At 39.8% G+C, this 13,447-nt stretch carries 14 protein-coding genes; all 14 read left to right on the forward strand.

Going from position 1 to position 13,447, the window contains the following annotated elements:
- Positions 1 to 32 precede the first annotated feature (32 nt).
- The 14 genes from AC1TO5_RS13365 (at position 33) to AC1TO5_RS13430 (ending at position 13,388) form a co-directional block, all read left to right on the forward strand.
- Positions 33 to 599 carry a hypothetical protein gene (locus AC1TO5_RS13365; RefSeq protein WP_482063320.1) on the forward strand — a complete coding sequence of 189 codons (567 nt, stop codon included), beginning with the start codon at positions 33 to 35 and terminating at the stop codon, positions 597 to 599.
- Positions 600 to 805: 206 nt separating this feature from the next.
- A complete protein-coding gene (gene yqfC, locus AC1TO5_RS13370; RefSeq protein ID WP_482063321.1) occupies positions 806 to 1,084 on the forward strand; it encodes a sporulation protein YqfC in 279 nt (92 codons plus the stop codon).
- 79 nt (positions 1,085 to 1,163) lie between these two features.
- Positions 1,164 to 2,357, forward strand: a complete 1,194-nt coding sequence (yqfD, locus tag AC1TO5_RS13375) for a sporulation protein YqfD (protein WP_482063322.1) — start codon at positions 1,164 to 1,166, stop codon at positions 2,355 to 2,357.
- A 6-nt stretch (positions 2,358 to 2,363) separates the two neighbouring features.
- Positions 2,364 to 3,335 carry a PhoH family protein gene (locus AC1TO5_RS13380; protein WP_482063323.1) on the forward strand — a complete coding sequence of 324 codons (972 nt, stop codon included), beginning with the start codon at positions 2,364 to 2,366 and terminating at the stop codon, positions 3,333 to 3,335.
- A 39-nt stretch (positions 3,336 to 3,374) separates the two neighbouring features.
- The gene (locus tag AC1TO5_RS13385; RefSeq protein ID WP_482063324.1) at positions 3,375 to 5,624 is read left to right on the forward strand and encodes an HD family phosphohydrolase; all 2,250 of its coding nucleotides are present in this window, start codon (positions 3,375 to 3,377) and stop codon (positions 5,622 to 5,624) included.
- A 5-nt stretch (positions 5,625 to 5,629) separates the two neighbouring features.
- Positions 5,630 to 6,127, forward strand: a complete 498-nt coding sequence (ybeY, locus tag AC1TO5_RS13390) for an rRNA maturation RNase YbeY (RefSeq protein ID WP_482063325.1) — start codon at positions 5,630 to 5,632, stop codon at positions 6,125 to 6,127.
- A complete protein-coding gene (locus AC1TO5_RS13395) occupies positions 6,127 to 6,489 on the forward strand; it encodes a diacylglycerol kinase family protein (protein ID WP_482063326.1) in 363 nt (120 codons plus the stop codon). The genes ybeY and AC1TO5_RS13395 overlap by 1 nt, the downstream gene beginning before the upstream one ends.
- A gap of 35 nt (positions 6,490 to 6,524) precedes the next feature.
- Complete coding sequence (gene cdd, locus AC1TO5_RS13400; RefSeq protein ID WP_482063327.1) at positions 6,525 to 6,929, forward strand: cytidine deaminase; 405 nt, start codon at positions 6,525 to 6,527, stop codon at positions 6,927 to 6,929.
- Between the two features lie 364 nt (positions 6,930 to 7,293).
- Positions 7,294 to 8,211: a GTPase Era gene (era, locus tag AC1TO5_RS13405; RefSeq protein WP_482063328.1), complete on the forward strand. Its 918-nt coding sequence runs from the start codon at positions 7,294 to 7,296 to the stop codon at positions 8,209 to 8,211.
- Positions 8,212 to 8,306: 95 nt separating this feature from the next.
- Positions 8,307 to 8,465 carry a YqzL family protein gene (locus tag AC1TO5_RS13410; RefSeq protein WP_482063329.1) on the forward strand — a complete coding sequence of 53 codons (159 nt, stop codon included), beginning with the start codon at positions 8,307 to 8,309 and terminating at the stop codon, positions 8,463 to 8,465.
- A gap of 51 nt (positions 8,466 to 8,516) precedes the next feature.
- A complete protein-coding gene (gene recO / locus AC1TO5_RS13415; RefSeq protein WP_482063330.1) occupies positions 8,517 to 9,260 on the forward strand; it encodes a DNA repair protein RecO in 744 nt (247 codons plus the stop codon).
- Positions 9,261 to 9,594: 334 nt separating this feature from the next.
- The gene (glyQ, locus tag AC1TO5_RS13420; RefSeq protein ID WP_482063331.1) at positions 9,595 to 10,473 is read left to right on the forward strand and encodes a glycine--tRNA ligase subunit alpha; all 879 of its coding nucleotides are present in this window, start codon (positions 9,595 to 9,597) and stop codon (positions 10,471 to 10,473) included.
- 1 nt (position 10,474) lies between these two features.
- Positions 10,475 to 12,559: a glycine--tRNA ligase subunit beta gene (glyS, locus tag AC1TO5_RS13425; RefSeq protein ID WP_482063332.1), complete on the forward strand. Its 2,085-nt coding sequence runs from the start codon at positions 10,475 to 10,477 to the stop codon at positions 12,557 to 12,559.
- 13 nt (positions 12,560 to 12,572) lie between these two features.
- Complete coding sequence (locus AC1TO5_RS13430; RefSeq protein ID WP_482063333.1) at positions 12,573 to 13,388, forward strand: pyruvate, water dikinase regulatory protein; 816 nt, start codon at positions 12,573 to 12,575, stop codon at positions 13,386 to 13,388.
- Positions 13,389 to 13,447: the final 59 nt, after the last annotated feature.

Below are 13,447 nucleotides of genomic sequence, written 5' to 3' on the forward strand. Positions count from 1 at the left end.
AACATAGTTGAGGCAGATAGGAGGTGCTAGCCTTGAACATTATTGAGTTTATACAAAATAACATTATTTTGGTAATCGGTGTTGTGTTTTTCATCTTTAAGATGTTTGGTGGATCGAAAACCAAAAAGGGCAACTCGATGCCTACTTTTGGTGGTGGAACGGATCAGACGAATCGCGATCAGCGTGAGCATGACTATGATGAGGACGAGGAAGATGATTATTCCCGCCAACAATATGACGATGAGAATAGTGTTGAGCAGCGACGTAGAGCGGAATTACAACGTCTGCAAGAAGAGGAAATGCAAAGGGAGCGTCAAATGCAACGTGCGGATCAGTTGCGTGAAGAGCAACTGATGCGTTATGAACAGCAGCAACGACTTCGCCAAGCCGCTACAACGCTTCAGGCGCAACAGGGCGATCAGTCGGTTGATTACTTTGCTCAGAATGAATTGGGCTCGGAATCGCAGACTGTGGACCCCTTTGCAAGCCGTGAGGATAAACTTAAGGAATCAGTACTAACAGCTGGAGAATTGCGAAAAGCGTTAATATGGTCTGAAATTTTAAGATCTCCCAGAGCGAAACGACCATACAGAAGATAGAAAACGTGTAATCCATAGGTAATTATCAATCAAGCTCCAAATAATTTTCTTCGCTATGAAGAGAATTGTTTGGGGCTTTTTTGGTTTTGAATTTGAAACTATTTCATTTTTTCATATTTACTGTCATTGCTGCATATTTTGGTATAGTACCGATGTGTCTCTTGGCAGGTAACAAATCGATGTTTGAGAAAGGGGAACCTTCATCAATGCGACAAATTAAAAAGAAATTACATAGATTAACAGCGGCTATGCTAGATATGCCAGAGGACGTTGTATTTGAATTGCCGAGAATGACTTTGATCGGAGATCGTCAACTATATATTGAAAACCATAGAGGAGTTATTCATTTTAGTGAGGATGTATTACGACTTTCGCTGAGTAAAGGCGAATTAGAAGTTACAGGTGAGGGTTTAATTATACGTACGATATGGACTGATGAAGTATTTGTTGAAGGTGTTATTAAAGCTATTCAATTATTTCCATAACAAGCTAATGCTTTCGTAGCTACTTTTCATTTGCGAAGTAGCAATCCAAGATGAATGAAAAGTTTTAGGAGGGGTTGGAATGAAAGGATCAATAGTAGATTGGATGAAGGGCCGAGTTGAGGTCGAGTTGCACGGAGGAGACGTTGCTCGTTTCCTTAACGAGGTGTTATCTGCGAAATTAGCACTAGCTAATATTCGTTGGACAAGCCCGGAAGTTGTCAGATTTGAAGTAAGCTTGGCACAATACTTTGCACTCAAAAAATATATTCGAGTAGCTGGGAGTAAGATGCGACTGATCCGCAAAGAAGGGTTCCCATTTTTGTTGAATCGGATAGAAAAGCGGATCTGGTTTTCCGTAGGGGTAGCATTATTTTTCTCTATTATTTTTGTACTATCTTCATTAGTTTGGACTGTTGAGGTTGAAGGGAATGAGCGTATTCCAAAAGATGAAATCATTGCAGCTGCAAAAGCGGAGGGACTCTATCCGCTGCAATGGTCCTTCCGCTTGCAAGATACGGATATTATTTCGAAAAGTTTGGTTAATGCAATACCAGGTACGAATTGGATTGGCGTGGTGAAGGAAGGTACGAAGGTGAAAATACAAGTTGTAGAAATGACCATCCCAGAAGTACAAGAGAAGTATAGTCCGCGCCATCTTGTTGCAACAAATGATGCTGTCATTACGTACATAATAGCAGAAGAAGGAAAACCACTTGTTCGCAAAAATAACCGTGTAAAAAAGGGACAAACATTGATTTCAGGAATTATTGGAACCGAGGCACATTCTGAGGTTGTTGTTGCCAAAGGAAAAGTTACAGGGCTTGTCTGGTATGAATATAAAGTCTCTTCACCGTTAATACAGAAGTATAGAGCATATACTGGTGAGAGGCAGCAACGGAACTACTTTGTAATCGGTAATCGAGCGATGCAGATTTCAGGATATGGGCAAACACCATATGGGAAGTCGGAAGTACTTACTACAAGAGAGCAGCTTCATATAGGGCCATTCGAATTACCACTTGGTACGATGAAAGAAGTTGAGCATGAGTCAGATTTTGCACAAGTAGAGTTAACTGTGGAGCAGGCAAAACTTGCAAGTTTAGAGCAAGCACGAATTAACGTTAGATCATTTGCTGGTGAAGATGCACGTATTGTTAGTGAAATTGTTTTGCATGAAGAGTCGGACAATGGTAAAGTTGTTATGAAGGTGCTTTTTGAAGTGAATCAATTAATTACGAAGGAATTACCAATAGTCCAAATGCAGGGAGATTGAGTATAGTTGCAAACTGAAGCGAAAACAGTCAAAATACTAGTCCAAAATGCGGAAGAGGCTTTAGCTATTTTTGGTCCGCAAGATAAATATTTACGTCTAATTGAACAAAGAGTTAGTGCGAAAATTTCTTCAAGAGATGCAGAAATTACGATTAGTGGTCCTAGTAATGAAGTAGATTCTTTGGAGCAGTTGTATCAAGTGCTACTACAATTAGTTCGAGAAGGATATACGCCTTCTGAAAGAGATATGACTTATGCACTGGATCTTGCATTGAAGATGCAAGCAGAGGAGCTATTAGATTTATTCAAAAAACCGTTAGCTACTACATATCGCGGTAAAAAGATTATGGTCAAAACGCTTGGCCAACGTCATTACGCAAAATTAATTCGCAAGCTTGATATTGTGTTTGGTATCGGTCCAGCTGGAACAGGTAAAACATATTTAGCTGTTGTACTAGCTGTTGCGGCATTGAAAGAGAATTTAGTAAAGCGGATTATATTGACACGTCCAGCAGTAGAAGCAGGTGAAAATCTAGGCTTCTTACCAGGTGATCTGCAGGAAAAGGTAGATCCATATTTGCGTCCGCTATATGATGCTCTTCACGATGTACTTGGCGCAGAACAAACGGTTAAAGCGATTGAGCGTGGAATGATAGAAATTGCTCCACTTGCCTATATGCGGGGAAGAACGCTTGACGATGCTTTTATTATTTTAGATGAAGCTCAGAACACAACGCCTGAACAGATGAAAATGTTTCTTACTCGACTTGGTTTCGGAGCGAAAATGGTTATCAATGGTGATGTTACGCAAATTGATTTACCAAGAGGGAGAAACTCTGGATTAATTGAAGCGAAGCGTGTTCTTTCAAATATCGATGAGATTGGGATGATGATTTTCACGGAACAGGATGTTGTTCGTCACACGCTTGTTCAAAAAATTATTATGGCATACGATCGTGATGCTGAATCCCAATCATAATCCATATAAATCTAGATTTTAAGGAAAGGATGATGGTGAATGACACATCAAAATAATAGCCGAAATGTTAAGGATAGTAACTTAAAGTTCACGGGCTGGAGACAAAGTACTCTAGTAAAATGGATGTTGATGGCGTTATTCGTCGTTCTTTTCTATTTCAATCTAGCATCACATATTATCCCCGAGACGTACAATATTTCTGAGGGATCATTGAGTGACAAAGAGATTAAAGCACCAACACAAATTAGAGATGAGAAAGCAACGAGAGAAGCAGAGGAAGCAGCTGCCAATCAAATCGATGATGCTTATTCGGTCGTTGTCTTGCGTAATGAATCTTTAGTTGAATCTATATTTCTAAGAATTGAACATTTAAATGCAGATGATCAAGTTAGCAAAGAGGATAAAATAGATATTTATCGCTCAGAAATTCCTAGTCGCTATGAAGAACATATTAAATTATTTGTGAAAACCACTCATGCTATTAGCACTTACAATGAACTATTGCTGGAAGAAATGAGTAATATAGTGAAAGAGCAACGCTACACGATTCCTGAAGAGACCTTCTACAAGCTACCACAGATGACACAAGAACAGCTTGCTGAGATGAGAATGGTAGCAAAGGAAATTGTACGAAAGCTGACAAGTGATCCAATTCGGAGTGCTGAAACGGTTCGAACTCAAGTAGCTGAAATGGTCAATTCGAGTGTCATATCTAACCGCACAGCTCGTGAGATTGTTCAGGAAATGGCTCGGTTTTCAATTATGCCGAATAAGTTTTTGGACAAAACAATGACAGATGAAGCAAGAGAAGAAGCGCGTAACAATACAACACCGATCATTTACAAAGAGAATGAAGTTATTGTGCAGAAAAATCAAGAAATTACACCTGAACTCTATGCCTTGTTAACGGAAGCGAATATGCTTCAAGGTACTGATCATCATTGGTCACGAGTAGGTGTAGTACTTTTATCCTTAATGCTAAGTGCGTTTCTCTATGTGTATTTATCACAAACGTCAGGCGTGGGCTTGAAATTGGCAAGATACAATAACACACAGCTACTTATGCTATTGCTGATCTTCCTAATTAATTGCGGTGTTCTTCAACTCACTTCACTCATTCAGTCGGAGACGGCAAATATTGCAGGTTACTTTGCTCCTGCAGCACTTGGCGTTATGTTAATTACACTGCTGATCGATGAACATTTGGCGATGGCAAGTACATTTATTTTCAGTATTGTAGGATCGGTTATATTGAATACAAGTACGACATTGCTGCTTGATTTCAAATTTGGAGTATATATTATAGTTATTTCATTAGCAGCTATATATTCGATTAAACATGCTAGTCAACGATCTGCAATATTAAAAGCAGGAATAATGGTAAGCTTATTTGGAACGTTCTGTGTATTAACGATGCTATTAATGGCGGAACAATTAGAACGGATGTCAGTATTATATTCTTTGGCAGCAGCTTTTGGCGGAGGATTAATTACATCTATCCTTGTCGTCGGTCTAATGCCGTTTTTTGAAATTTCATTTGGAATATTGTCTGCTTTGAAGCTTGTAGAATTATCTAGTCCGAATCATCCATTACTTCGCAAATTACTGACAGAAACACCTGGTACATATCACCATAGTGTAATGGTCGGAAATCTGGCAGAAGCTGCAGCAGAATCGATTGGGGCAAATGGTCTGTTGTGTAGAGTAGGCTCCTTCTATCATGATCTAGGTAAGACGAAGCGACCAAGCTATTTCATTGAAAATCAGTCGAATATGAGTAATCCTCATGACACGATTGATCCAATGCTGAGTAAGTCAATTATTGTTGCGCATGCAAAAGATGGCGCGGAAATGTTGAAAGCTTACAATATACCTAAGCAGTTAAGAGATATTGCGGAGCAACATCATGGAACTACCTCTTTGAAGTTCTTCTATTACAAGGCGTTGCAAGAAGCCAAAGACCAAGATGTCGATCAAGACTTCACGGAGGATGATTTCCGTTATCCTGGTCCAAAGGCGCAGTCTAAAGAAGCAGCAGTTGTTGGAATTGCAGATTGTGTGGAAGCGGCGGTTCGAAGTTTGCGTAATCCTACGATTGTACAAGTTGAAGAAATGATTCACAAAATAATTAAAAACAGAGTAGATGACAATCAGTACAATGAATGTGATCTGACGATGAAGGAACTAGATAAAATAGCACAGTCATTAAAGGAAAGCTTAATGGGAATATTCCACTCACGTATCGAATATCCAGATGATGTGAAGCTGAAAACTAACGAGAAGGAGTAGAATTAATGAGCATAATATTAGATTGGAATAATAATCAAACTCAATTTGATATTCCTGACGTATGGATCGAAAAATTAACGGCTATATTACAAATTGCAGCTGACAATGAAGGATTAACTTCGGGCGAAGTGACCTTAACATTTACTAATAATGAAGAAATTCAAGAATTGAATAAACAGTACCGCAATATTGATCGTCCAACGGATGTATTATCTTTTGCGCTTAATGATGATGGTGTAGATGAATTGAATATCATTTTTGAAGTTGAGAGTGAAGGTGAAATCGACCCAATATCAGGCATGCTGGGAGATATTATTATTTCTGTAGAGCGTGCGGAAGAGCAACGAATTGAATATGGTCATTCGCTTGAACGTGAAATAGGCTTCTTATTTGTACATGGGTTTCTACATTTGCTTGGCTACGATCATCAGGATGATAAAGCTGAAGAAGTGATGACTCAAAAACAAGAAGCAGTACTGCAACAAGTTGGTTTGACACGCTAATGATTAAGTTTGTTCGTAGTGTGGGCTATGCATTAGAAGGAATTTGGTATGGCGTTTCAACACAACGAAATATGAAAATCCATTTGACAGTGGCACCAATAGTTCTTATACTTGGTGCCATTGTTTCACTTACACGTGTAGAATGGGGTATCATTATTTTGGTTATTGCTGCAGTAATTAGCTTAGAGTTAGTTAATACAGCAATTGAAGCATTAGTCGATCTTGTAAGCCCACAGCATCAGCAACTAGCAAAAGTAGCGAAGGATGTTGCTGCAGGTGCTGTTCTAATAATGGCAATTGCCGCTATCTGCATCGGCTGCATCGTTATTGTACCGAAGCTATGGGAGCTATTATTCTTTTAGCAACACATTCTGATCACAAGCGAGAGAAGGGGATAATGATGGAGCTAGTGATGCAAACGCACCTACTCTCCCAAGCCAAGGAAGCGATGAAGCTTGCATACGTACCCTACTCACAATTTCGAGTGGGAGCGGCCGTTATAGATCAGAATGGACGTATCCATCTTGGATGTAATATTGAGAATGCTGCGTATGGACCTACGAATTGTGCGGAGCGCACAGCACTTTTCAGTGCTATTGCTTCAGGAGTTACACCAAGAACATTTACAGCGATTGCAGTTGTTGGTGATACGATTGATCCGATAACCCCTTGTGGTGTTTGTCGTCAAGTGATGATAGAGTTATGTGAACCAGATACATTGGTCATTATGGGGAATTTAGCTGGGGAATATAATGTGATGACGGTGCAGGAACTACTTCCAGGAGCATTCTCCCTAAGGTAGTTCAAAAAATGTACTTTGATAACGATGCGTATGCTAATGTAGCGTACTCGACGTCGCATCTAAAGCGAACTTGGAAAGTACGGTTCGCATGTACGTAATCATGTACACTTGCGCTTCCGCCTTTCTCAAGTAGCGCTTTACCTGCTTGATTCTGAAAGCCCACTTTTTGAACTTTTATTGGAAGAGGTAGTTCAATACATCCACATGAATCTTTATTAAAATCTTCGCACATTTGACCACTTATGTACTCGAGCCGTACATATTGCTGGGCTTGATTTCATCGAGTGATAACGATGCGTATGCTAATGTAGCTAAATTTCGTATTAAGTAGTTAATAAATATTTTTTAGGAGGAGCAATAATTAATGAGTCAACAAGGAGATAACAGCAAGAATAAATTTCGCTCTGGCTTTGTAGCGATCATCGGTAGACCGAATGTAGGTAAATCTACGTTGATGAATAATCTTATCGGCCAAAAGATTGCGATTATGTCGGACAAGCCACAAACGACCCGTAACAAAATTCATGGTGTATATACAAAGGATAATATGCAAATTGTATTTCTAGATACGCCAGGTATTCATAAACCGAATTCCAAACTTGGAAATTACATGATGAAATCAGCGGAAAGTGCACTGCGTGAAGTTGAAGCGGTGATGTTTCTAATTGATGCATCTGAGCCAATTGGCGGTGGCGATCGTTATATTATTGAACAATTGCAAAAGGTTAAAACGCCGGTCTTTTTAGTTATAAATAAATTAGATAAAGTTGATCCAGAATCGTTAATGAAAACAATTATGAAATATAAAGATTTATATAACTTTGCTGAGATCGTTCCTATTTCTGCGTTAAAAGGAAATAACACTGAAACATTGATGGAACAGCTTGGGAAATATTTGCCGGAAGGACCGCAATATTATCCAGCCGATCAAGTGACGGATCATCCTGAACAATTTGTATGTGCAGAAATGGTACGTGAGAAGATTTTACATCTAACTCGTGACGAAATTCCACATTCTATTGCAGTTAATATTGAAGATATGCGTGTGCAGGACAATGGAGTTGTCTATATTGGAGCGGTTGTGTTTGTTGAGCGCGATTCGCAAAAAGGGATCATTATTGGTAAACGCGGCGCACTTCTGAAGGAAGTTGGCCAAAACGCGCGTATTGATATTGAGAATTTACTTGGCTCAAAAGTGTTCCTTGAAATATGGGTGAAAGTTAAGAAGGATTGGCGCAATCAGGACAGAGTATTGAATGATCTTGGGTTCAAGCACGATTAGTAAATGACGTAATTTACTAAGGATAGTTTTCGCTAATTTGTTCATCCTAATACCATCTGGAGTAGCATTTCCAAGGGCGGAAAGGATGGATACGAATGAGAGAATTTTCGTGGAAATATTTTGCGTTAACCGGGGATGTCGAATCTTACTTGCTGTTCAAAGCAATGGAGGAGCAACAAGATTCGATCAATACCGATGCAATTGGTATTCAGGATGATGTAGAAGAATTACCGCTTGAAGATGGGCAGTTGTAACTCCTCAAGCGCGTTAACTTTTGATCGTCCGTGGTTGGGGGAAGCAATATAATGCTGTATCGAGTTGAAGGTGTCGTAATAAGAACGATGGACTATGGTGAGACACATAAAATAATAACACTCATTACGAATAATTCTGGTAAGGTAGGCGTGCTTGTACGCGGTGCCAAAAAGGTCCGTAGCAAGCATGCTTCGCTTGCACAGCCTTTTACATATGGAGAGTTCTCATTTGTGCGAAATACAGGATTAGGCACATTACAAACTGCTGAAATTATTTCCTCAAATCATGCTCTGCGGTCAGATCTTGATCTGTCTGCCCATGCATCCTACATTGCAGAATTAACCGATCGTGGTATTCTTGATGAAGAAGTGAATGTTCAACATTTTGAACAATTAAAAGCATGTTTTGCTGCACTCTCAGACGGTAAAGATTACGAAGTAATTACGCAACTGTATGAATTGAAAGTGCTACAAATGACGGGGTATAGTCCCGTTGTTGAAGAGTGCATTCATTGTGGTAATCATGTTGGTCCATTTAAAATGTCTTTCTATTCAGGTGGAATTGTGTGCTCCAGATGCTCATCTAATGATGCTTCTACAATACTGATTAGTGAATCTGCACTAAAACTACTCAGATTTTTCAAAGGAATAGATATGCGTAGAATAGGAAATGTTTCGGTTTCGACAGAAACGAAAAAGGAATTAACAATACTTGTTCGTGGTTTAATCGATGCGCAATTAGGATTGAAGTTGAAATCTCGTCAGTTCTTAGATAACTTAGGCAAATTAGTTTGACATTTGACTCTTTGTTGAATAGAATATGAGAATATCAATATGAGGCTAAGAAAGAGAAACGTATAGATGTGTTCGCTCAATAAGCGAGTTAGGGGTGGTGAAAGCCTAACAGGTCGAACTCAATACGTGGCGCTCTGGAGCCGTTCGAATGAAAGTGGATTATTCCGTAGAATAGTCAAGTAGGGTGGAACCGCGGGAATAGAACTCTCGTCCCTATGTCTGGTAACAGGCGTAGAGGCGAGAGTTTTTTTGTTTGCCAAGATGACCTGCACCTGTGTTAGTTCTACGCAAGGAGCTCGACTAAATAATGAAAAGATTAAGGGGTTGAACGTGAATGAATTTTCAAAACATGATTTTAACACTGCAACAATTTTGGGCAGAGCAGAACTGTATTTTAGTACAGCCGTATGACGTTGAAAAAGGTGCAGGAACGATGAATCCAATGACATTTCTACGCTCAATCGGGCCTGAGCCATGGAATGTAGCGTACGTAGAGCCATCTCGTCGTCCAGCAGATGGTCGTTATGGTGAGAATCCGAATCGTCTTTACCAACATCATCAATTCCAAGTTATTTTGAAGCCTTCACCTGACAATATTCAAGAGTTATATCTTGAAAGTTTGAAACGTCTTGGTATCGATGCAAGAGAGCATGATATCCGTTTCGTCGAAGACAACTGGGAATCTCCAACGCTAGGTGCTTGGGGTCTTGGCTGGGAAGTTTGGCTTGATGGTATGGAAGTTACACAATTTACGTATTTCCAACAAGTTGGCGGCATCGATATGAGTCCGATCGCAGTTGAAATAACTTACGGTATGGAGCGTCTAGCTTCATATATTCAACAAAAAGATAATGTGTTTGATCTTGAGTGGGTAGACGGCGTTACGTATGGTGATGTATTCCACCAACCGGAGTTTGAACATTCCAAATATACATTTGAAACTTCTGATACTGCGATGCTATTCTCTTTATTCAATATGTATGAAGAAGAAGCCAAAAAAACAATGGAGCAAAGTCTTGTGTTCCCTGCTTATGATTACGTATTGAAATGTTCCCACACATTCAACTTGTTAGATGCACGTGGTGCGATTAGTGTTACCGAAAGAACGGGCTACATTAGTCGTGTCCGTAATTTAGCTCGCTCGATTGCTGCAACATATCTAGAGGAACGTGAACGTCTAGGATTCCCGTTATTGAAGAAAGGAGAGAAATAAGATGGCTAAAAACTTATTGCTAGAGCTTGGTTTGGAAGAAGTTCCAGCTCGTTTTGTACGAGGAGCAATGGAGCAATTACAACAAAAATTCGAAAAATGGTTAGTTGACCATCGCATTTCTTTTACAGCAATTAATAGCTATGCAACACCACGTCGATTAGCTTTAATTATAACGGATGTAGCAGACAAGCAAAGTGATATAGAAGAAGAAGCAAAAGGACCAGCTCGTAAAATTGCTCAGGATGATGCGGGTAACTGGAGTAAAGCAGCACTAGGATTCGCACGTAGTCAAGGTGTTGAGCCAGAAGCATTGTACTTCCAAGAGCTTGCTGGTGTGGAATACGTTTATGCGAAGAAAAGTAGCATTGGCGTAGAAACATCCAGTCTTCTATCTCAAGGCTTCGTTGATGTTATTACATCGATGTCATTCCCGAAAAATATGCGTTGGGGCAATTATGAGATGCGCTTCGTTCGTCCAATTCGTTGGATGATTGCATTATTTGGTAATGATGTGGTTGAATTCGAACTTGCCGGTGTAGCTACTGGACGCATTTCTCGCGGACATCGCTTCCTTGGAAAAGAAACTACGATTGATAATGCTAGCGATTATGTTGCTAAGCTACGTACGCAATCTGTCATTGTAGATGTAGAAGAGCGCAAGCAATTAATTGTTAAGCAGATTGAAGCACTTGCAACAGAGAAAAGTTGGGAAATTTCGATTAAGGATGATTTGCTGGAGGAAGTATTATTCCTTGTTGAATATCCAAGCACATTGTTTGGCACATACGATGAATCATTCCTGCATATCCCGCAAGAGGTTCTAATTACTTCGATGCGTGAACATCAACGTTACTTCCCGGTACTAGATCAATCTGGTAAGCTACTTCCGTACTTTGTAACTGTGCGTAATGGTGACACTCATTCTATTGATGTTGTTGCTAAAGGTAATGAAAAAGTGCTTCATGCTCGTCTCTCTGATGCGAAATTCTTCTATGAAGAAGATCATAAATTAACGATCGAGGCGGCATTAGCGAAGCTTGAAAATATTGTGTATCATGAGGAATTAGGTTCAGTTGGTGATAAGGTTCGTCGTACTGTAGCTACTGCCAATCTTATTGCTGAGCAATTACAGGTGGATGCGTCCATTCAAACAAAGGTAGAACGTGCAGCAGCTATTTGTAAATTCGATCTAGTATCACAAATGGTATATGAATTCCCAGAGCTGCAAGGCATTATGGGCGAAGATTATGCGAATCGTCTTGGCGAGGATGCTGAAGTTGCTAAAGCGATTAATGAGCATTATCAGCCACGCTTCTCAGGTGATCTAGTTCCATCACAAACGGTAGGCGCAATCGTCAGTCTTGCCGATAAGATTGATACTATTGTCGGATGTTTCTCGATTGGTATCGTACCAACAGGGTCTCAAGATCCGTATGCACTACGTCGTCAAGCTGCGGGTATTGTACAAATTTTATTAGCGCATGATCTTCCATTATCATTGAAGCAGCTATTTGAGCTTAGTCTAGCTGTTCACGAACAGCGTGGAATGAAGCGTGCGATTGATGAAATTGCGAAAGATTTGCAGGATTTCTTCGGATTACGGGTGAAAAATTGGTTATCTGAGCAAGGTGCTAAATACGATGTGATCGATTCGGTTATGGTTGCAGGCTTCAGTGATTTGCTGCTTACGAAGAAACGTGCTGAATTATTAATGAAGCAATTGGAAGAATCGCATAAAGCGAATTTCAAAAACAATGTAGAAGCATTTAACCGTATATGCAATTTGGCTTCCAAAGCTGAAACGAAGCAAGTGGATGAGTCACTATTCCAAGAAGCTTCAGAACAAGCGTTATTTACTGCTTGGAACAATGTACATCCTCAATTTGTTGAGATGATGTCTGAGCATAATGTAGAAGCTGCTTATGAGCTACTTTCATCGCTTCGCGAAGCGATCGTTGCTTACTTCAATTCAGTTATGGTTATGGCAGAAGATGCTGCAGTAAAACGTAATCGTCTAGCTACACTTGCATTAATTGCAGACGATATTCATCAAATCGCTGATCTTTCCAAATTAGTTTGGGCTTAAGGAGGCAGTGTCAATGCCAGATACACAATCTGATGTCATTGTCTATGTTGTTTCAGATGCTGCGGGAGATACTGGCGAGCTTGTAGTAAGAGCAGCAATTGCACAATTTCATCCTATTCATGCAGATATTCGTAGAGCGCCATTCGTAACGAATGAAGCCGCCATTGATCAGGTAGCTTTAAAAGTGAAGCAGTTAGATGCTATCGTGATGTACACGCTTGTCATTCCACATTTGCGTGAGCGAATGAAGATGTTAGCTGAACAATTCGACATTCAAGCGATTGATCTGCTTGGTCCCTTTATTGAAACATTGGAAACTCGCACGGGTAAAAAATCTCGTGAAGAGCCTGGCCTTAACCATGTTCTTGACGCAGATTATTTCAAAAAGGTTGAAGCGGTAGAATTTGCCGTCAAATATGACGATGCGAGAGATACTTCTGGGGTAAGAAAGGCTGATATCGTTCTTATTGGGGTGTCTCGTACATCTAAAACTCCTTTATCTATGTATCTAGCACATCAAAAGTTTAAAGTGGCCAACGTTCCGCTTGTCCCTGAGATCAAACCACCTGATGAGTTATTTCAAGTGAACAGCTCTAAAATAATCGGTCTAACAATAGATTTGAATTATTTGAACATTATACGGAAAGAACGTTTAAAGGCATTAGGTTTACCCGATACAGCCTCTTACGCTACAACAGAGCGGATAAAGTATGAGCTTAATTACGCTGCATCTATTATGGAACGAGTGAAATGTACCGTTATTGATGTATCTCATCGTGCAGTTGAAGAAACAGCAAGTCTTATTATGGAAAAGATCAGAAAAGGCTAATTCATAATAAAAGGATTTTTTACCGATATAACGTATATAATAATTAATACATTATATTT

It is taken from the genome of Paenibacillus sp. Y930 (assembly GCF_056786375.1).